We start from the raw sequence: 16,086 nt of genomic DNA on the forward strand, positions 1-16,086 counted from the left end.
ACATCGGTCGTGTAGAGATACACGGCCATCTTGCGAAAGTGTTGTAGTGGTAGCATATCCTGGTTCCACCGGGATGGCGGTGGTTTGATTCCATCCTTTCGCTCCAGAACATTGACAACTGAATATGGTACTGCCTCTTGAATAAACTGTTTAAATGGCTCAGTTTATTCATCACACTTTTTACGAACGATCGCTGATTACTTTGTGCATGGACTTAATACCCCCCATCCAGATAGGTTCCAATAGGAGCCTATTTTTTTTGCATAAAAAAAAGACCAACCCGGACATGGAGGGTCCAGGCATACAAGATGGTGACTAGCCATCCGGGGTCTGTTACCTATTTTACCATATTTTCGGGTGCTTGTATGAGGGGCTACGAGCAAATTAAATCTGTTAAGTAATACCATTACCCACCTAACTTTGAGTATGAGGTCACTAAAAATGGATGATTTTCTAACCATGCTGCTACGTTTAGTCATAGCGACCGTATTAAGCGGTCTCGTTGGTTTTGAAAGGGAAAAGAAGAAACGTGAAGCCGGACTTAGAACGCATGTCCTGGTGGGGATAGGTTCGTGTTCCATGATGCTTTTTTCTATTTATGGGATACCCGAAACCATCCAAAACGATAACTACAAAATGGACCCGGCTCGAATACCGGCTTATGTGATTTCGGGCATTGGATTTATGGGTGCGCTATTGAAAGGATTAACAACGGCTGCGAGTTTATGGGTAGTTACGGCGATTGGCTTAATTGTTGGCGTGGGAATGATTTTATTCTCGATTGCGGTAACGGTTATCACGCTTTTGAGTTTATGGCTGCTGAAAAAACTAGCAAATAAAATTGAGAGTTGATGTGATGGAAATTTATCATGTTTGTACGCACCGAACGGCAAGCCGAAATCCATTAAAGGGAAAGGCCGAGATAAGAACATCATCCGTGCGATTGAAAACATGAAGAAGGAGCTGGAGTATGTGGACAATACTGTACTTGGTCAGCATCATAGCGGCTAATGTGATTACAGCCAAATTTGCGCCAATTGTTTTAGGAGATATGATTGTTCCATGCGGATCCTTTCTCATTGGAGCGACTTTCGTATTCCGGGATTTTACTCAGAATCAAATTGGTAAATCGAACACATATAAAGTGATTGCCTTGGCATTATTCCTAAGCGGAGTTACATCCTACTTTTTGGGTGATGGCTTATATATTGCGTTCGCTTCATTGATAGCATTTTTATTAAGTGAAACATCTGATACCGAAATGTATTCCCGGCTGAAAATGAAAATGGAATACAAGGTTTTATATAGCGGCATCGTTGGCGGTGCATTGGATTCGGTGGTTTTCGTGGTTGTCGGTCTCAGTCCGATTGGTTTAAATGTCCTGTCCTGGAATCAGGTCATACTAGCGATTATTGGACAAATGGTGGTAAAGACCGTCATGCAGTTTATCGCTTTATTGGTGATTAAAGCCGTTCAAGGTAGAGCTCGGAGGACATATTAATATTAATATTAGCATTAACATTAATGGTAAAATTTATACTAAAATTAATGCTATTATTTTCGGTAAACACTGTACTTAGGTAGGTAAAATGGTATGATATATATATCAACAAGTTATCAAAATATTCAGAAAACGAACTGACTATTCGGTTTCTGTGAACTAACACATGGAGGGTGTATTAATTATGAGAACTGCAAAAGAGAAATATCCAACTGCAAGGTATGTGAAGTTTGAAAGAATCGTAAGAGAAAAATCAGAAGGTGGTTATTATCATATTCCGGAGGCTATCAGAAGCCCACAAGATGCTTATGATACGATTATTGAGTTAACCGATGCTGAAAGAGAAACACAAGAAATTTTCGGAGTTGTCTCATTGAATACCAAAAATAAAGTGCTAGGTTGCGAGGTTATTCATAAAGGATCCGTGAACGCTAGCATTGTTCATCCAAGAGACGTTTATAAATTGGCCTTGTTAAAAGGAGCAACGTCCATCATGGTCTTTCATAATCATCCATCAGGGAATCCTGCTCCATCAAGAGAGGATATAGATGTAACGAAACGATTGGTTGAGTGTGGGAAGCTCCTGGGCATTGAATTAATTGACCACATCATTGTTGGTGACGATGGCGATTATGTAAGCCTACGAGACAAAGGATATATAGGGTAAGCTGGCAGGAACCTACCATGTACATAGGTAGGTAACATGTTAGGATTAATATATAAGTTAATATTAAAGTTAATACTAAAATTAATGTAAGGGGCAAATGACAATGAAAAAAATCTACACTTCTTATTATGCAAACATAAAAAAATTACCGGCTGACATGGTTCCGATTGGAATCTCAGTCGGTAAGAACAAATTCTTTCAAGGGCAATACGATTTAAGATTGGCTCCAACGTGGGCGATGATGAAAATGGACAGAGAAGGATACGACAAAGCGTTTGCTGAGAAACTTTCAAAATTAGATGCGAAAGAAATTTACGATTCACTTCCAAATAATGCGGTGCTTTTATGCTATGAAAAATTCAATGATTGGTGCCACAGACGAGCGGTTGCCGAATGGTTGGAGGCAGAGCTTGGAATCGAGGTAACAGAGTGGGGCTTAGAGCGTGAAGAATGTTTTCCATATGCTGAATGCTGCGAAAAGAATAAAGGCGTAAAGAGAGAGTTAGTAAAGGAGGCTGAGGGCGAATATATGCCCGAGGCCGTGAGAAAGAGACTTGAAAGCTACAAAAAAGAGCGTGAAGTGACTTTATTCGACTTTGAATTTGGAGAGGAAATGTAATGAAAAAGAAAACGGAGATCGCCATTGAGAAATATGAGGCAGGACATATAAAAGAGGCTTTACGATTAGCCTCTGAGTTCCGTCTTGGCATAACTGAGGAAGAAAGAAAACAAATGAAATTAGGTTATGAGTGCATGGTACACGATGATTTTTATAAGCAGATGGGAAAACATCCGATGGCAGAAATATCAAAAGCGGTACATGTATTCCTGTTTAAAATTTATTTGCCATACAAGGAGAGGACTGCATGAGGAAATATGTTTTTCTCGCACCTGGTCAAAAGGTGTATATATCGGAAGCTCCGACCCAACTAGAGGCTTTATTGAAATTAGAGAGGCATTTGAAAAAAGACGATTTGCTTATCATCGCAACTTACTTAGTAACGGAGGAGATTACATCATGATGTACAGAGTGTTATTTGATTTTGGAGATATAGAGGTAACGGTTTTCCATAGATCCGAGGAAAAAGAGAACGAGAAGATTGTAGATGGAGCCATACAACAAGTAATTGATAGAAATTTCGGGTTTCCGGGTGAACCTTCCATTAAGTCGGTTGAAGCGTGTCCAGAATGGGATGAAGATTAATGAAAACAGTAACGGAATGGTGTCCAAATTGTACAAACGAAGTGGAATTGGTTGCGGTCTTTGCTATCCAGGAATGTCCGGAGTGCAAGGAAACGATTTTCCCGTGTTCGATGTGTGAAGATATAAATTGCAGAAATTGTCCATTAGCGAGGAGAGAAAGAAACATGAAAACATCAGTGGTGCATTCATATATTGATAATTTGATAGATAATACCGATGGAAAATTTGATAAATTGGGCAGTTGTTGGTTTATCGTTCCCACTGATTGGCTTGAAAAACTTGTGAAAAAAGAAGGTTGGAATGATTTAGAGGACTTTTACGACAATTATACTTATGACCACTCAGACGGTTATATGGAGTTGGCAATAGAGGAAGGTATTCTGCTAGGTTGCGGTGCCGGAGTAATGAACGAACAAAACTAACAACAAGACTAAACATAAAAAGGGGCATATTAAAATGGCATATGTAAAATTGAAAACTCAAACAGGCGTGGTAAAAGAATTGAAATTAGGATTTTCATGGACAACTTTTTGGTTCGGAGGTTGGGTTAGCATTTTCAGAGGCGAATGGTCAGAGGTAGCAAAATGGGTTTTCTTGAATCCGATCACTCTCGGTTTTTGGGGATTGGCTCAGTGTTGGAATGCGAATAAGAAAACCATCATTTCACACCTGGAAAAAGGCTATGAACCATCGACCGATTTAGATAGAGCGTTATTACAGAATAAAAATATCATAGGATAACAGAGGAGGAGGCACTAGCCTTCTTTTTTTGTGAGGTGTTTTAATGGCAAAAAATGGATTCGTTATAGGAAAATGTTTATTTTGCCGTGATTCGATTTATGAGAATGAGATATGGATTTTAAACAATAAAGACCAATTGGCTCATTTGTCATGCGAAAGCAAAGCATCCGAAAAGGACAAGAAAATAGCAGATTTGGAAACGGAGCTGAAAGCGGCTCATTACCGAATAAGAGTTTTAGAGAGGGGGTTGAAAAAATGTTTGTCGGAAGTATCAACCAAGACCTGAGAGCGTTGGTATCAGAAGTCACGAGGAGCTGGGAGACCGATGAAATTTATATTGGCTGCTCCGGTAATTTTACCATTGAGCGAATTTTAAAAGACCGTGGACTAGATCTATACGGAAACGATGTCAGTATTTACACATGCACCATAGGGAATTATCTAGCCGGGCTGAAAGAAGAAATGACGGTACAGGCTGAGGCTTACAAATGGTTGGAGCCATACATGGAACCTGGACCCAACCGAATTGCTACGCTGCTGCTCTGTACGAGCATGTTGGACGGATACCATCGGAACGAGCCTTTTTTCCAAAGGAGGAGAAAAGCCTACAAGGACCAATGGGAGAGATTACACGCTGAGACCGTGGAAAAGGTAAAGAAGGGCATTGATAATCTGAAAATGGCAGGATTCTGGCCCGGTGATTGTGTGGAATGGGCGCAAATGGCTCCAAACGATGCAGGATTTATAAGTTTTCCTCCAACATACACAGGGGGATATGAAAAGCTATATTCTGCTTTGATGGAAGTATTTGCTTGGCAGGAACCCGAATATGCCATGTTCGATAAAGAACGATTAGCCGTGATGGTGGATGCGGTGAAAGAGAAACGTTTTTGGATGATGGCGAGGGATGAACCCATTCCAGGTTTAGAAGGGTATGAGGTCGGTAAAATTCAAACCTCATTACGTTCTAAGCCTTTGACTGTATATGCGAATAAGGCTCCTAAGCGGATAACGATGCCCCGGCAGAATACGGAATTATTGAAAGTGCCGAGGTTTACGGAAAAAGATGTGATCCGTGAAGATAGTCGGTTGAGCGTGACGAAAATATCCCAGGCACAAATGAATACGCTGCGGAGTTTATATCTGAATCCGGGAATTGCTCCGGCATCAGCAGGGCTTAATCTAGGGGTGCTCATTGATGGAAAGCTGATAGGGGCAATAGGACTATCCAAATCAAATTACGGCACGAATGAGGCTTATCTCATGAGCGATTTCGTTATCCGTCCGGTGAAGTATAAGCGACTAAGCAAATTAATACTGGCTACCGTTATTTCCAAAGAGGTGAAACTGCTCATTGAACAGGCATTTAATCAGAGAATGAGGCATGTGAGCACCACGGCATTTACAGAGAAGCCGGTAAGCATGAAATACCGTGGAATCTTTCACCTAGAGAGCAGAAAAAAAGACCCACCACGCTTGAATTATGGCAGCGATACTGGAAGGTGGACTTTAGAGGAGGCGATGAACTGGTGGAAACAGAAGCACATGAAGGAAATCGTATAAACGAAATCAATAATGCGTTACCTGGTGGATTTAAAATAGCGATTGTCAAAGCAGAGGAGCTCGAATTTCTCGAAAAAAACGCTCGGTTTATGAGGAATGAGACCTTTCAGAACCTGGTAAACAACATTAAACGTGATGGAGCACTGTCACAATTGCCGTTCTGTTATCTCCAGGAGAATGGGAAATACAAGGTACTGAGTGGGAATCATCGTTCCAAAGCGGCTATTGCTGCCGGGTTAGAGGAAATTCCGGTCATGTACACGGATACCCCACTGACAAAGGACGAGCAAATTTCCATACAACTGTCTCACAATTCGATAAGTGGAGAAGATGATCCGTTCATTCTCCTGGAATTGTACAACGAGATTGAGGATTTGGATATGAAGTATTATGCCGGGTTGGATGATAAGCAACTCGAACAATTAGAAAGCGTGACCGTGGAAGGTTTAACAGAGGCTCAATTGGATTACCTCATGTTGACCTTTTTATTTTTGCCGGATGAAGCGGAGGAAATGGTGCGAGTTATTGAAAAGGCGAAATCCTTCATTTCCAGTGATGCCGTGGCTGTTCGGATGAAAGAGTATGACCGATTGCTCGATGCCCAAGCAAAAACGCAAAGCGCCTATAACATTCATAACGGAGCAACTTCCTTAATGCTCATTATGGATATATTTGAACGCCATCAAGAAGATTTAAAAGAGGGTTGGCTAGGTGAAAATGGAGAGCCATTGCATAAAGGATGGGCACCACTCAGTTCGATATTTGGAACCGATAACGTTCCGGTAGAGAGTGCTGCCATTATTCAATCAGCCGTTCAGAAAATGATGAATGAGGGCGATATTGATGTAAAGAACAAATGGCAATTCATTGAATACCTGGCTGCCGATTATTTGAGCACATGAAAAAAGCCCCTTATGAAAGACGAGAAGGGGAAAGTGTAAAGGCGTTTGAGGCGTTCAAAGTGTATAGAGATATGGGCATGGATAGGAGTTTAGCCAAAGTTGGGGAAAAATTGGGCAAATCCACGACTTTGATGGAGCGTTGGAGTTCTAAATATGAATGGGTAGAACGGTCACAAGCCTATGACGATGATATTGATAGGAAAGCCATTATTGAGAACGAGAAAAAGCGTAAGGAAATGGTCAAAAGACATGCCCAGGCGGCTACGATGTTCCAATCAAAAGTGGTGGAACGGCTAAATGGGTTGGACCCAAAAGAATTGTCTCCATCGGAATTAATTCGATGGTTTGATATTTCCGTGAAGATTGAGCGACTAAGCCGTGGTGAGAGCACGGATATATCGGAGGTGACACATAACGGAGAGGTGAAGGAGAAGCATGAGTACAACATCTTCCAACGTGTTGATAGATATGCAGACGTTTACGAGAAAATCGCAAACCAAAGAATATCTAGCAGCTTTGATGAAGGAGACAGTGATTGAGAATCAGTATATTCCCCATGATCCAACACCAAAGCAAGCGGAATTTTTGCTGCTGCCTAATAAGGAATCGCTATATGGAGGAGCGGCCGGAGGAGGAAAATCGGATGCCCTACTCATGGCTGCTTTGCAATATGTGGATGTTCCGGGCTATGCGGCTATTATTTTCCGTAGAACCTACAAGGATTTAGCATTACCAGGAGCCTTGATGGACCGTGCTCATGGGTGGTTGGACGAAACCGATGCTCATTGGTCGGAAAACGCTAAGACATGGACGTTCCCGAGTGGAGCGACACTGACATTTGCGTACCTGGCGACTGAAAACGATAAGTACAACTATCAAGGGGCTGAATTTCAATTCATCGGTTTTGATGAATTAACGCAATTCGAGGAATCTCAATATCGTTATCTGTTCTCACGTTTAAGGAGATTAAAAGGTTCCAGAGTTCCCCTCAGAGCTCGGGTAGCAAGCAATCCAGGTGGTAGAGGCCATGAATGGGTGAAACAAAGGTATCTAATCGAAGGACCGGACAAGGGAAGGATATTCGTTCCGGCAAAACTCGAAGATAATCCCTACCTGGATACTGAGGAATATGAATTGAGTTTACTAGAATTGGACCCGGTGACAAGGGCGCAATTACGCTCAGGGGATTGGGATGTACTGCCGGACGGAAATAAATTCAAACGGCATTGGTTTAAGATTGTTGACGAATACCCTAAAGATGCCCGGTTGGTGCGTTATTGGGATTTGGCTGCTACTGAACCGAAGCAAGGTCGTGACCCTGACTGGACTGCCGGGTGTCTCATGGCTGAGAAGGACGGTCAGTATTGGATTATTGATGTAAGGAGAGACAGGCTTTCACCGAAGGGTGTAGAGCAAATGGTTTACAATACTGCCACCATGGATGGGCGAGAGGTTCCGATTTATATGGAGCAAGAGCCTGGTTCATCGGGTGTGAATACAATAGATTACTATGCTCGTTATATCCTAGTGGGCTATGCCTTTTATGGACATAACACAACCGGTAGCAAGGAGATCCGTTTGAATCCAGTTTCAGCTGCTGCTGAGAGGGGCAATATTCACCTGGTTAGGGGAACTTGGATTAATGAATTTTTAGATGAGTTATGTAGCTTTCCTGAAGGAAGCCATGACGATATGTGTGATGCTTGTTCCGGTGCATTTACAAAACTTGTTGAGGGTAGAGAGCGTAAATTCGCGGTTAATCCTCATGTAATTGGAGTAAAACGTGAAGGACCTAGATATTAATAAGATTTCACATTAAGACCATATCCATTTTTAGTAATATAAGGTAATATATAAGTAGTTTATACTATTGATATAAAGGAGAATATTACTATGTCAGACAAAAAAATGCCAGCGGTTGGTTCTTTAACAATTCAAAAACGTGATGGTGAAACAACAGTATCAGTTGACCCAAGTCCTAAAGGAGCAGTAGCAGGTGTGGCTGCGGGAGCAACTGTTGGGGCAGTTTTAGGTCCTGTTGGAGCAGCGGCAGGTGCAGTAATAGGAGGAACAATAGGAGCAATATTCGGGAAAAAGTAATAACCTTTAATTGATTAGTCTTATTAAAGTAACGCATGTTAGCCTAATACCCATATTTGAGGACCTTAGGGGGTCCTTTTTCTTTTGGAAAATGAAATTGCAGTCATGGATGGCTAACGGAGAGGTTAACTTAAGAAGGGATTTATAAAAGTAATCAAAATAAAATAGAGATAAGAATAATGGGTCCTATAACATAGAGTGACAAAAGGATAAAGAGGCCATATTATATGGCCCTGCATACTTGTTATGTAGTTTGCTGTGGTTCTGTTTTTTTCTTTTCTCTTGCATTGTTTACAACTGACATCAAAAAATCCCACAAAAGTCTCATTAACTCTTCTTCGTTGTTTTTCCAAAATATCTTAATAAAATTAAAAATCATTTTTAGTGCTGATACCACATTTGCTAACATTATTTTTCCCACCACTTTTCGCTAAGCATTTTAGAAGCTAATTTTTTCATCATTTTAGTCTTACCATTGATTGCTATATCTTTTAGTAGTTCAATAGCAACCTCCTTGTCTGATAGCTTTTCATTTTTATCAATTACATTAGTTGCTACCTTTGATAACTTTGCTGCATCGACCTGAAAGTCTTTATGCAGTTGTGTTTTAAGCTGATTCGTATCACTAATAGTTACAATATTGCTACTCTTAGCTGTTGATAATGCTAAATCAGTTACTTTATTCTTAAAATCTTGTTCAAGTTCTTTAATAACTGTATCTGACTGTGTGTTGTAAGACATAAAAAATTCCTCCAATAATAGTTAAGTTGGAGTAGGGAAAATCCCACTCATGAATGCTTAAAACAATTTCTTAACGATTGCTGTTCGAATCTTATCATCCACTTCCAGTAAACTTCTTTTTCCGTCTTTAAATTCAACTGCTATAATATGTGTGCCTTTAGATTTAGCAGAAAGACCAGCCAACCAACCGACTGGACCTAATATAACACCACCTACAAAAGCACGACCAACGGCACTGGCGGCACTTTTCCGTTTCGTTTCATCTAATATTTCATATGTTTCTACATTGTTTTTTGTAAGTTCAATCCCCTTAACAAAACCGGTAGTGATCTGAGTAACTCCAAATGAGGTGTGAACAGGAAAACCTTCATAATCGCCTGCAATAACTTTGTTTTTTGCCATAATAATAGACCTCCAAAAATAGTAATTATAGTAAAATTATACTATATAAACATATAAAGGAGTGATATAGTTCTTACTTTCTTAAATAGTATAAGTTCTAAAATTGAATGTGAAAAATGTACTTAAACTAAATGAAGTGCGTTAGTTTAAGTACGATATTCTAGGACCTAATGGGGGTCCTTTTTCTTTTGGACAAATACCAACAAAATTTAGAAGAGCTTAATTAAGGAGGTGATGAATATTTGAAAACCTGGTATATGATGCGAAATAAAACAGGGAAGGAGATTAGAACTGATAGCAAAAGGAAAGCAAAGATGATGAGTTTTCTAGGTTGGAAGATTGTAAACATATATTCTACTGAACTTGTAAAAAAACCAAGGGAGCTGAAAATGTAATGAAAAATGAAAACCTCTTTTTGAGCATTGTTGTAGCGATTATTTCAATCGTCATTATTTGGTGGGCATTAAAGGCAGCTTTGTTTATCGGCTGGGCGATTGGTGGCGGTATCGGTGTTCTAATAGCGATTTTATTCCTATTCGGATTATTGGACTTAGGGTGGTTGTTTGGGCTACTAGCGTTTATTATCCTTTTCAACTTTATATTTGATTTATTCTAATGAACCTTACTGAGATTTTTAGAATAATAGAACGTTCGGCAGGAGGTGAAAAATTGGCTTTTTGGGATAGATTTATGAAAAAAACGAACGAGGAGATCCGAGCCGTGGTGGCTACCACTGTTCAAAAGCAATTGAGAGCATTACCGAGGGAAAAGCAAACGAAAACCAAGTGGGAATCTCAGTGGAATTGGTATGAGGGTGTTATCCATAGGCGTGATTATAAAAATTCGCATGTGATGGAAAACCTCCGTGTTATTCGAGACTTGAATCCCGATGCGAGTATGGCAATTTGGAACATGCTGCGGCTAGCGAATACCGGTCATGAGGTGGAGGCATTAACACCAAACGGAAAGCCTGAGAAGAAGTCCACTGATTTGCTAAATTCATATGCTGACCGGGTAGGTAAACTTTACGGAGGTGGACTAGATCAGTTAATAAACGTGCTCTTGTTAACAGCATTTACCCAGGGAGCGATTGCCTTAGAAGTGGAATTGGCCGAGGATTTGTCCGATATAGTTGACTTTCACGCAGTGGACCCGAGCACCCTTGATTTTAGAAGGAACAAGGAAACCAATGAAATTGAATTGGTTCAGAAACAGGAGGATGGGAATTACAAGGTACTGAATCAAGAGACGGTATTTTATTATCCTATCGACCCGGATATTTCGGACCCTCACGGAAGGAGCCCGATACTACCAATCTTGCAAATTATTTTCTTCCAGGTTCAAGTGCTGAAAGATTTGCAGAAGGTTATCCATCACCAGGGTTATGACCGATTTGATATTAAGGTGGTTGAGGAGGCAATTATCGAAAATCTACCTGACCATATCAAAAGAGGAAGCCCCGAAGATATACGGCAATACGTGACAAGTTACATTGGAGATATTCAACGGCAGATGGAGGAGTTGCAGCCGGACGATGATTTTTACCATACGAGTTCGGTTGAAATTTCTGCCGTGGGTGTGAATAAGAACGTCTCATTATCAGCATCCGGTGTAATTGACATTATTAATCAGCAAATTGTTACGGCATTGAAGCAATTACCCATTTTGCTCGGTAGGAATGAGGGTACTACGGAGACACACGGCACGGTACAATGGCAAATTTACGTTGCCGGGATACAAAGTATACAACGAGGTATCAAACGCCTCCTGGAACGAGCCTATAACGTGGCTCTGCAAATTAATGGGAGACAACGAACGGCACGGATTACTTTCAATGAACTCCGTACTACTGACCGTCAGAGTGATGCTCAGGCTGAAAAAATCGAAACAGAAACAAAAATTCTCCAAATGCAACAAGGGTGGATTGATAATAACGAAGCGGCTAATGACATAGTGGGACATGATGCAGTTGCTGAGCCTCAACAGGCACAAGCCCAAACGCAAGATCCCCTGGCAGCATTTCGCCCAGCAACCAATAGTCGTGTGATGTTCCCAAAGAAGAGAGCCGATGATCCCGAGGACGATGTGGACCCGGACGAGTTTATTGTCAGTACAGGGGATCCGTGGGCTGAGGATTTAGGGAAAATGGCCGTGCGGTCTGCCTCAGCATTTGAGAAATTCCTGAAAAGACAATGTGAGGTCTATCTCGACAGGTTAAAAGATGCCGATGAAATGCCAACACGGATGCTTTATAACTGCATGAGAGCAACCGGAGACAATCCTACACCGGAATTTAGAGAATGGGTGGAGACCAACATTCTTCATGATTCGGAGGAGCAAAAAGGCTTGTGGGATGATTTGAACCGTGATTGGTTATTGCAAGCGGCTATCCTTTCGGGGGAGGCGACTTTACAAGAATTTGAAGCTACAATTGATTTTGATGCCAGGGATGAAAGGCTGCTGCGTTGGTTAGCCGACCGAGCAAGAAGGGAAGCGGAATTAATCCAGGGCGTAACCGATGAAGAAGTCATTATGAACTTGTGGGATATTGTCTACGAAGGACAACTCACAATGGATAAAGCGGCTAAACGATTAGAAGAAGTCTATGCTTTTTCCGAATCCCGAGCGTTGACCATAGCGAGGACGGAAATCATTTCAGCCGGAAGAAGCGGACAGTATTTCGGTGACATGCAATCCGGCATGGTTATCGGAAAGAAATGGATGGCAGCACAACAAGACCGTACTCGTGATGGGCACCGACAAGCCGATGGTCAGGTGGTAAAGTTTGATGAACCTTTCCTGGTAGCGAACGGAAGCGGTGAATCTGAACAATTATTGTTCCCTGGCGACACGAGTTTAGGAGCAACTGCCTCCAACGTGATTATGTGCCGTTGTTGGTATAAGAGGATTTTGGATGGAGAGGAAATGAAATGAGACCAATAAACGACCCTGGAAAGCACCTCCGAAAACAGTACGAGCAAAAACTGAGAAAACTCTTGGAGAAAAATTCCGTGGATTTGATAAAAATCTGTGTGCGAGTGCTCCGAGAGGATTTTGGTTTTACTCCGGAACAATGCAGCCGTTTTGTTCATGTGATGGAGGAAAAATTAAAAAAGGAGTGATCTGCATGTTTTTCGGTTATGGAATCATCGGATTTATCGTGCTCCTCATGTTGTTATGGTTCCTATTTGGTGGTTTCTAATGATTAGAGAAAAACCATATTACGAAGTGATGTTTAAGAACAATGATTCTACTGCCTGGGGATTTACTTGTGGTTATTGTGGAAAAGCCATTGATAGCCGGACAGATATTTCGTATTGGAAGCTCCGAAAGTTTGAATTTGTGAATGATGCTTTCAATTTAGCCTGTTCTGAAAAATGTGCGAAGTCTTTGTTAAAGGAGCAACTATGGGATGATTTACATTAACTATAATACTAGTTTTGACATTAACATTAGAATTAATACCAACATTAATGTTAAAATTGAGAGGAGGTGAGTACATGAGTGGGATTATTGTTCCGATTCGTGTTTATGCTGAGCCGATTGTTGAGGAGGACCAATGGACTGCGGTGCTAGAAAAAATCAACAGGCACACGCTTGAACCATTGAAGAAAGAGGATGTTTTTACGTTCTCGGGTGTTTGCTCCAATGACAGGCTTGATTCGTATATGACGAAAATGGACCCTGTGACAACACTGAAAAATTATTATGAGGATTTAATCCGGGGCGTTCCTTTGATGGATGGGCACGACATTCGTAAGTCGCCGTATGGGCGTTCTTTCGATGCCGAATACCAAACATCTACCGAGACCGGAAGTGATACCAATGCGGTCCGGGGGCACTGGTACATTATCCCTGGGATAACCGTGAATGGGGTACCGACTAATGACGAGATCCGTTCCATTCGTGGAGGGATTAAAAAAGATATGTCCGTAGGATTTACGGATGAAAGGTATCGTTGTTCTAGCTGCGGAAAAGACTTGTTCGATTGGGAATGTCCTCATATGCCAGGATTGGAAGATGAAAACGGCAGAATGACATTTGCATGGGTTGTAGATGCACGACTCAGAGAAGTCAGCACCGTTTACACTGGTGCAACGCCAGGAGCCTATATTGATAAGGCGAGAGCCTATTTTTCACAAGGTCAAATATCACAACAGAATATTATTAAGCTAGAGCGACAGTACCAAATTCGATTGGATGATGGGAAACGCTCTATTTTTATGCCCAAAAAGGAGGGAAATGAATTGAATTTATTAGAGCAAATTCGAGCTGCTTTGAAAGACAACACCGTGGAAAAGGCACGGATTTATGAAGTGTTGCAATCAGAAGGTGAGACTTTTAGACAACCCGAGGATATTGCTATCCGTAATGAGCTTGGAGACTTGGCTAAACCGGAAGCTATTCGTCAATTGAAAAAAGAGGCTGAAATGGGTCGTCAATACGTGAGTGATTTGATTGATAAAGCGGTTCAAGCACGAGTTAAAGTACAAGGCACAGAATTTGATTCTGAAAAATACAAGCAAATGCTTATTCGTGTTAACGATGTGGAGTTTTTGAAAGAAGAACTAGAAAGCTACGAAAAATTAGCAGTGGAAAAATTTGTTCCAGGTCGTCAAACGAAACCGGAAGATTTAGACCCATATGCTGATAGTAATTCCGATTCTGAACGTTCTGTTACACCACAAGATGAAAATATTTTTGATTAATAAGGAGTGATTAGTATGCCAAGAGTAGGTGGCGTTGTACCTGATAGCTATGGGCTATCGTTAACTGTTACTGTTCCAACAGCAAGTGAGGCGAATCCTGTTGAGGCTGACGAGTTGTTAACATTTGCAACCACTGGACCATATCAAGCCCAAAAGGCTACGGCAGGTTCCACAATTATATTGAAGGCCAAGCATCCGGTAAGAGATGGATTAACTCCGTTGGGTGTACACGTTTACGGATTTAGCCGTGTTGACCGATTTGGATATAGCGGAGCTGCTCCGGCTATTGGTGCATCAATCGAAAGTGCAGGAGATGGTACCGTTAGAACGGCTGCAACCGGAAACGGTTCCTTTGTTCTTTATGTAGATGCTACCCGAAATTATGTTGAAGTCGCTATGCCATAACAAATAAGACAAAAGGAAGGTGACAAATAATGCCCAAAGCATTAAAGGTATTAAATCGAAAAAAGCAACAAATCGAACTCGATATGGGAGCAAAAATGCGTGGCTTCATGACGGAGAAATTTGGTCAAGAAGCCAACAATAAAAATTCCTCTACGGCTTTCAAACGCTATTTAGTAGAGAATGATGTTGGAATTCGTGAAATCGTGAAGGCTCTAGGGTTTAACCGGGTAGGAGAAATCAATGTCCGTCAATTGCTAGACAATGATGGAACGGCTCCATTATTTAATGCCATCGTAGAAGATGGCTTACGAATGGGATTTGAACGTCAATCCAACTGGCAGCAATTAGTGACTCTTACTATTTCGAGTGACCAATTCAACCAGCAATGGTATTACCTAGATGATACCGATTTAGAAGATGAAACCGAATTAAGAGATATTGGTCAAGGTGCTCCGATTCCGGTTGGAACAATTCGCTTAGGTGATAATTCCATCAAGATGCACAAAAGAGGCCGTGGTATTGAGTGGACCGATGAAGCCAAACGAGCCAATATCGACATGATTTCCTTATGGCTGCAACGCTTAGGGCGTAACCTAGGTAGAAGCTATGAGGATGTTGCTGTGACTCGATTGCTAAATGGATACTTTCCGGATGGAAGCGATGCTCCTCCAACACTTGGGGTAACAACTGCCGGAACATTATCCCTAACTGATATGTTCTATGCCTCTGCTTACATGGAGGATGAATACGGATTTACTCCGAATGTGGCCATTATGAACCTGGCAACTGCCACAGCATGGGCGGAGACTAGGGAAAATGGTTTTCTACTATTCCAAAACAATCTTTTAAATGGAACTTTCCCGAATGTTATTAATGCCACGCCATTTATTTCTCGCCAAGTACCAAATAACAGAATCATTTTGGTTGATACCAACTCGGCTCTTGTACGATATCAGGGCAAAGCTTTTGGTGTTGAATCTGAGCGTAATGTTAAGACCCAGGTTGAGGGATCGTATGGTACGGAGATTAGTGAATTTGTTCCATTCGAGACAAACGCTCGTCTTGTTATCACTACTGATGTAGCACGTTAGTATTAACATTAGTGTTAGCGTTATTATTAATATTAGAATTAATTTAGTATTAACATTATT

Annotated in this window: 26 protein-coding genes and 1 tRNA gene; 24 read left to right on the plus strand and 3 right to left on the minus strand. The window is 41.2% G+C overall.

What is annotated here, in order from left to right; all coding sequences use genetic code 11:
- Window positions 1-32: 32 nt before the first annotated feature.
- The 16 genes from COJ96_RS10780 (at window position 33) to COJ96_RS10850 (ending at window position 8,678) form a co-directional block, all read left to right on the plus strand.
- A tRNA-Gly gene (locus COJ96_RS10780) sits at window positions 33-106 on the plus strand.
- A 335-nt stretch (window positions 107-441) separates the two neighbouring features.
- The gene (locus tag COJ96_RS10785; protein WP_257148486.1) at window positions 442-852 is read left to right on the plus strand and encodes an MgtC/SapB family protein; all 411 of its coding nucleotides are present in this window, start codon (window positions 442-444) and stop codon (window positions 850-852) included.
- 118 nt (window positions 853-970) lie between these two features.
- Window positions 971-1,501 (plus strand): VUT family protein, encoded by a 531-nt coding sequence (locus COJ96_RS10790; RefSeq protein ID WP_098572954.1) that lies wholly within the window; start codon window positions 971-973, stop codon window positions 1,499-1,501.
- A 184-nt stretch (window positions 1,502-1,685) separates the two neighbouring features.
- Complete coding sequence (locus COJ96_RS10795; RefSeq protein ID WP_180230065.1) at window positions 1,686-2,168, plus strand: JAB domain-containing protein; 483 nt, start codon at window positions 1,686-1,688, stop codon at window positions 2,166-2,168.
- Between the two features lie 103 nt (window positions 2,169-2,271).
- Window positions 2,272-2,787 (plus strand): hypothetical protein, encoded by a 516-nt coding sequence (locus COJ96_RS10800; protein ID WP_098572956.1) that lies wholly within the window; start codon window positions 2,272-2,274, stop codon window positions 2,785-2,787.
- Window positions 2,787-3,038: a hypothetical protein gene (locus tag COJ96_RS10805; protein WP_098572957.1), complete on the plus strand. Its 252-nt coding sequence runs from the start codon at window positions 2,787-2,789 to the stop codon at window positions 3,036-3,038. The genes COJ96_RS10800 and COJ96_RS10805 overlap by 1 nt, the downstream gene beginning before the upstream one ends.
- On the plus strand, window positions 3,035-3,190 hold the full coding sequence (locus COJ96_RS28595; protein WP_180230066.1) for a hypothetical protein: 156 nt from the start codon (window positions 3,035-3,037) through the stop codon (window positions 3,188-3,190). The genes COJ96_RS10805 and COJ96_RS28595 overlap by 4 nt, the downstream gene beginning before the upstream one ends.
- Window positions 3,187-3,372, plus strand: a complete 186-nt coding sequence (locus COJ96_RS10810; RefSeq protein WP_098572958.1) for a hypothetical protein — start codon at window positions 3,187-3,189, stop codon at window positions 3,370-3,372. The genes COJ96_RS28595 and COJ96_RS10810 overlap by 4 nt, the downstream gene beginning before the upstream one ends.
- Window positions 3,372-3,794: a hypothetical protein gene (locus COJ96_RS28230; protein ID WP_142332986.1), complete on the plus strand. Its 423-nt coding sequence runs from the start codon at window positions 3,372-3,374 to the stop codon at window positions 3,792-3,794. The genes COJ96_RS10810 and COJ96_RS28230 overlap by 1 nt, the downstream gene beginning before the upstream one ends.
- A gap of 34 nt (window positions 3,795-3,828) precedes the next feature.
- The gene (locus COJ96_RS10820) at window positions 3,829-4,113 is read left to right on the plus strand and encodes a hypothetical protein (RefSeq protein WP_098572960.1); all 285 of its coding nucleotides are present in this window, start codon (window positions 3,829-3,831) and stop codon (window positions 4,111-4,113) included.
- 43 nt (window positions 4,114-4,156) lie between these two features.
- Window positions 4,157-4,399, plus strand: coding sequence for a hypothetical protein (locus tag COJ96_RS10825; protein ID WP_098572961.1), 243 nt, complete (start codon window positions 4,157-4,159; stop codon window positions 4,397-4,399).
- Window positions 4,369-5,676, plus strand: a complete 1,308-nt coding sequence (locus COJ96_RS10830; protein ID WP_098572962.1) for a putative antirestriction adenine methyltransferase — start codon at window positions 4,369-4,371, stop codon at window positions 5,674-5,676. Before COJ96_RS10825 ends, COJ96_RS10830 begins: the two co-directional genes overlap by 31 nt.
- Window positions 5,643-6,578 (plus strand): ParB/RepB/Spo0J family partition protein, encoded by a 936-nt coding sequence (locus COJ96_RS10835; RefSeq protein ID WP_098572963.1) that lies wholly within the window; start codon window positions 5,643-5,645, stop codon window positions 6,576-6,578. Before COJ96_RS10830 ends, COJ96_RS10835 begins: the two co-directional genes overlap by 34 nt.
- 77 nt (window positions 6,579-6,655) lie before the next feature.
- Entirely contained in the window at window positions 6,656-7,117 is a 462-nt protein-coding gene (locus tag COJ96_RS10840) for a hypothetical protein (protein WP_180230067.1), read from the plus strand.
- Complete coding sequence (gene terL, locus COJ96_RS10845; RefSeq protein WP_098572965.1) at window positions 7,014-8,381, plus strand: phage terminase large subunit; 1,368 nt, start codon at window positions 7,014-7,016, stop codon at window positions 8,379-8,381. Before COJ96_RS10840 ends, terL begins: the two co-directional genes overlap by 104 nt.
- Window positions 8,382-8,471: 90 nt before the next feature.
- On the plus strand, window positions 8,472-8,678 hold the full coding sequence (locus COJ96_RS10850; protein WP_098572966.1) for a glycine zipper domain-containing protein: 207 nt from the start codon (window positions 8,472-8,474) through the stop codon (window positions 8,676-8,678).
- A gap of 244 nt (window positions 8,679-8,922) precedes the next feature.
- Here the strand turns inward: COJ96_RS10850 and COJ96_RS28600 are convergent, their stop codons facing one another.
- The 3 genes from COJ96_RS28600 to COJ96_RS10860 are packed head-to-tail and all read right to left on the minus strand — an operon-like array spanning window position 8,923 to window position 9,821.
- Entirely contained in the window at window positions 8,923-9,087 is a 165-nt protein-coding gene (locus COJ96_RS28600) for a hypothetical protein (RefSeq protein ID WP_180230068.1), read from the minus strand.
- Window positions 9,087-9,419 (minus strand): hypothetical protein, encoded by a 333-nt coding sequence (locus COJ96_RS10855; RefSeq protein WP_098572967.1) that lies wholly within the window; start codon window positions 9,417-9,419, stop codon window positions 9,087-9,089. The genes COJ96_RS28600 and COJ96_RS10855 overlap by 1 nt, the downstream gene beginning before the upstream one ends.
- Window positions 9,420-9,476: 57 nt before the next feature.
- Window positions 9,477-9,821, minus strand: a complete 345-nt coding sequence (locus tag COJ96_RS10860; protein ID WP_098572968.1) for a hypothetical protein — start codon at window positions 9,819-9,821, stop codon at window positions 9,477-9,479.
- Window positions 9,822-10,063: 242 nt separating this feature from the next.
- Between COJ96_RS10860 and COJ96_RS28605 the strand changes: the two genes are divergently transcribed.
- The 8 genes from COJ96_RS28605 to COJ96_RS10895 all read left to right on the plus strand — a co-directional run bounded on the left by COJ96_RS28605 (window position 10,064) and on the right by COJ96_RS10895 (window position 16,026).
- Window positions 10,064-10,216 (plus strand): hypothetical protein, encoded by a 153-nt coding sequence (locus tag COJ96_RS28605; RefSeq protein ID WP_180230069.1) that lies wholly within the window; start codon window positions 10,064-10,066, stop codon window positions 10,214-10,216.
- On the plus strand, window positions 10,216-10,437 hold the full coding sequence (locus tag COJ96_RS10865) for a hypothetical protein (protein ID WP_098572969.1): 222 nt from the start codon (window positions 10,216-10,218) through the stop codon (window positions 10,435-10,437). The genes COJ96_RS28605 and COJ96_RS10865 overlap by 1 nt, the downstream gene beginning before the upstream one ends.
- A gap of 53 nt (window positions 10,438-10,490) precedes the next feature.
- Window positions 10,491-12,755 carry a phage minor head protein gene (locus COJ96_RS10870; protein ID WP_180230070.1) on the plus strand — a complete coding sequence of 755 codons (2,265 nt, stop codon included), beginning with the start codon at window positions 10,491-10,493 and terminating at the stop codon, window positions 12,753-12,755.
- On the plus strand, window positions 12,752-12,943 hold the full coding sequence (locus tag COJ96_RS10875; protein WP_098572971.1) for a hypothetical protein: 192 nt from the start codon (window positions 12,752-12,754) through the stop codon (window positions 12,941-12,943). The genes COJ96_RS10870 and COJ96_RS10875 overlap by 4 nt, the downstream gene beginning before the upstream one ends.
- A gap of 79 nt (window positions 12,944-13,022) precedes the next feature.
- On the plus strand, window positions 13,023-13,247 hold the full coding sequence (locus tag COJ96_RS10880) for a hypothetical protein (RefSeq protein ID WP_098572972.1): 225 nt from the start codon (window positions 13,023-13,025) through the stop codon (window positions 13,245-13,247).
- Between the two features lie 74 nt (window positions 13,248-13,321).
- Window positions 13,322-14,530 carry a hypothetical protein gene (locus COJ96_RS10885; RefSeq protein ID WP_098572973.1) on the plus strand — a complete coding sequence of 403 codons (1,209 nt, stop codon included), beginning with the start codon at window positions 13,322-13,324 and terminating at the stop codon, window positions 14,528-14,530.
- Window positions 14,531-14,545: 15 nt separating this feature from the next.
- Window positions 14,546-14,935, plus strand: coding sequence for a hypothetical protein (locus COJ96_RS10890; protein ID WP_098572974.1), 390 nt, complete (start codon window positions 14,546-14,548; stop codon window positions 14,933-14,935).
- Between the two features lie 29 nt (window positions 14,936-14,964).
- The gene (locus COJ96_RS10895) at window positions 14,965-16,026 is read left to right on the plus strand and encodes a phage major capsid protein (protein ID WP_098572975.1); all 1,062 of its coding nucleotides are present in this window, start codon (window positions 14,965-14,967) and stop codon (window positions 16,024-16,026) included.
- Window positions 16,027-16,086: the final 60 nt, after the last annotated feature.

It is taken from the genome of Bacillus sp. AFS073361 (assembly GCF_002567005.1).
Classification (GTDB): Bacteria; Bacillota; Bacilli; order Bacillales; family Cytobacillaceae; genus Neobacillus.

Coding starts and splice junctions, on each gene's coding strand:
- COJ96_RS10810 (WP_098572958.1), top strand. CDS start 3,187: ATGATGTACAGAGTGTTATTTGATTTTGGAGATATAGAGGTAACGGTT.
- COJ96_RS10790 (WP_098572954.1), top strand. CDS start 971: ATGTGGACAATACTGTACTTGGTCAGCATCATAGCGGCTAATGTGATT.
- COJ96_RS10890 (WP_098572974.1), top strand. CDS start 14,546: ATGCCAAGAGTAGGTGGCGTTGTACCTGATAGCTATGGGCTATCGTTA.
- COJ96_RS10830 (WP_098572962.1), top strand. CDS start 4,369: ATGTTTGTCGGAAGTATCAACCAAGACCTGAGAGCGTTGGTATCAGAA.
- COJ96_RS10860 (WP_098572968.1), bottom strand. CDS start 9,821: ATGGCAAAAAACAAAGTTATTGCAGGCGATTATGAAGGTTTTCCTGTT.
- COJ96_RS10785 (WP_257148486.1), top strand. CDS start 442: ATGGATGATTTTCTAACCATGCTGCTACGTTTAGTCATAGCGACCGTA.
- COJ96_RS10865 (WP_098572969.1), top strand. CDS start 10,216: ATGAAAAATGAAAACCTCTTTTTGAGCATTGTTGTAGCGATTATTTCA.
- COJ96_RS10805 (WP_098572957.1), top strand. CDS start 2,787: ATGAAAAAGAAAACGGAGATCGCCATTGAGAAATATGAGGCAGGACAT.
- COJ96_RS10895 (WP_098572975.1), top strand. CDS start 14,965: ATGCCCAAAGCATTAAAGGTATTAAATCGAAAAAAGCAACAAATCGAA.
- COJ96_RS28600 (WP_180230068.1), bottom strand. CDS start 9,087: ATGTTAGCAAATGTGGTATCAGCACTAAAAATGATTTTTAATTTTATT.
- COJ96_RS10825 (WP_098572961.1), top strand. CDS start 4,157: ATGGCAAAAAATGGATTCGTTATAGGAAAATGTTTATTTTGCCGTGAT.
- COJ96_RS28595 (WP_180230066.1), top strand. CDS start 3,035: ATGAGGAAATATGTTTTTCTCGCACCTGGTCAAAAGGTGTATATATCG.
- COJ96_RS10840 (WP_180230067.1), top strand. CDS start 6,656: ATGGATAGGAGTTTAGCCAAAGTTGGGGAAAAATTGGGCAAATCCACG.
- COJ96_RS10880 (WP_098572972.1), top strand. CDS start 13,023: ATGATTAGAGAAAAACCATATTACGAAGTGATGTTTAAGAACAATGAT.
- terL (WP_098572965.1), top strand. CDS start 7,014: ATGAGTACAACATCTTCCAACGTGTTGATAGATATGCAGACGTTTACG.
- COJ96_RS10855 (WP_098572967.1), bottom strand. CDS start 9,419: ATGTCTTACAACACACAGTCAGATACAGTTATTAAAGAACTTGAACAA.
- COJ96_RS10820 (WP_098572960.1), top strand. CDS start 3,829: ATGGCATATGTAAAATTGAAAACTCAAACAGGCGTGGTAAAAGAATTG.
- COJ96_RS10795 (WP_180230065.1), top strand. CDS start 1,686: ATGAGAACTGCAAAAGAGAAATATCCAACTGCAAGGTATGTGAAGTTT.
- COJ96_RS10875 (WP_098572971.1), top strand. CDS start 12,752: ATGAGACCAATAAACGACCCTGGAAAGCACCTCCGAAAACAGTACGAG.
- COJ96_RS28230 (WP_142332986.1), top strand. CDS start 3,372: ATGAAAACAGTAACGGAATGGTGTCCAAATTGTACAAACGAAGTGGAA.
- COJ96_RS10885 (WP_098572973.1), top strand. CDS start 13,322: ATGAGTGGGATTATTGTTCCGATTCGTGTTTATGCTGAGCCGATTGTT.
- COJ96_RS10800 (WP_098572956.1), top strand. CDS start 2,272: ATGAAAAAAATCTACACTTCTTATTATGCAAACATAAAAAAATTACCG.
- COJ96_RS10850 (WP_098572966.1), top strand. CDS start 8,472: ATGTCAGACAAAAAAATGCCAGCGGTTGGTTCTTTAACAATTCAAAAA.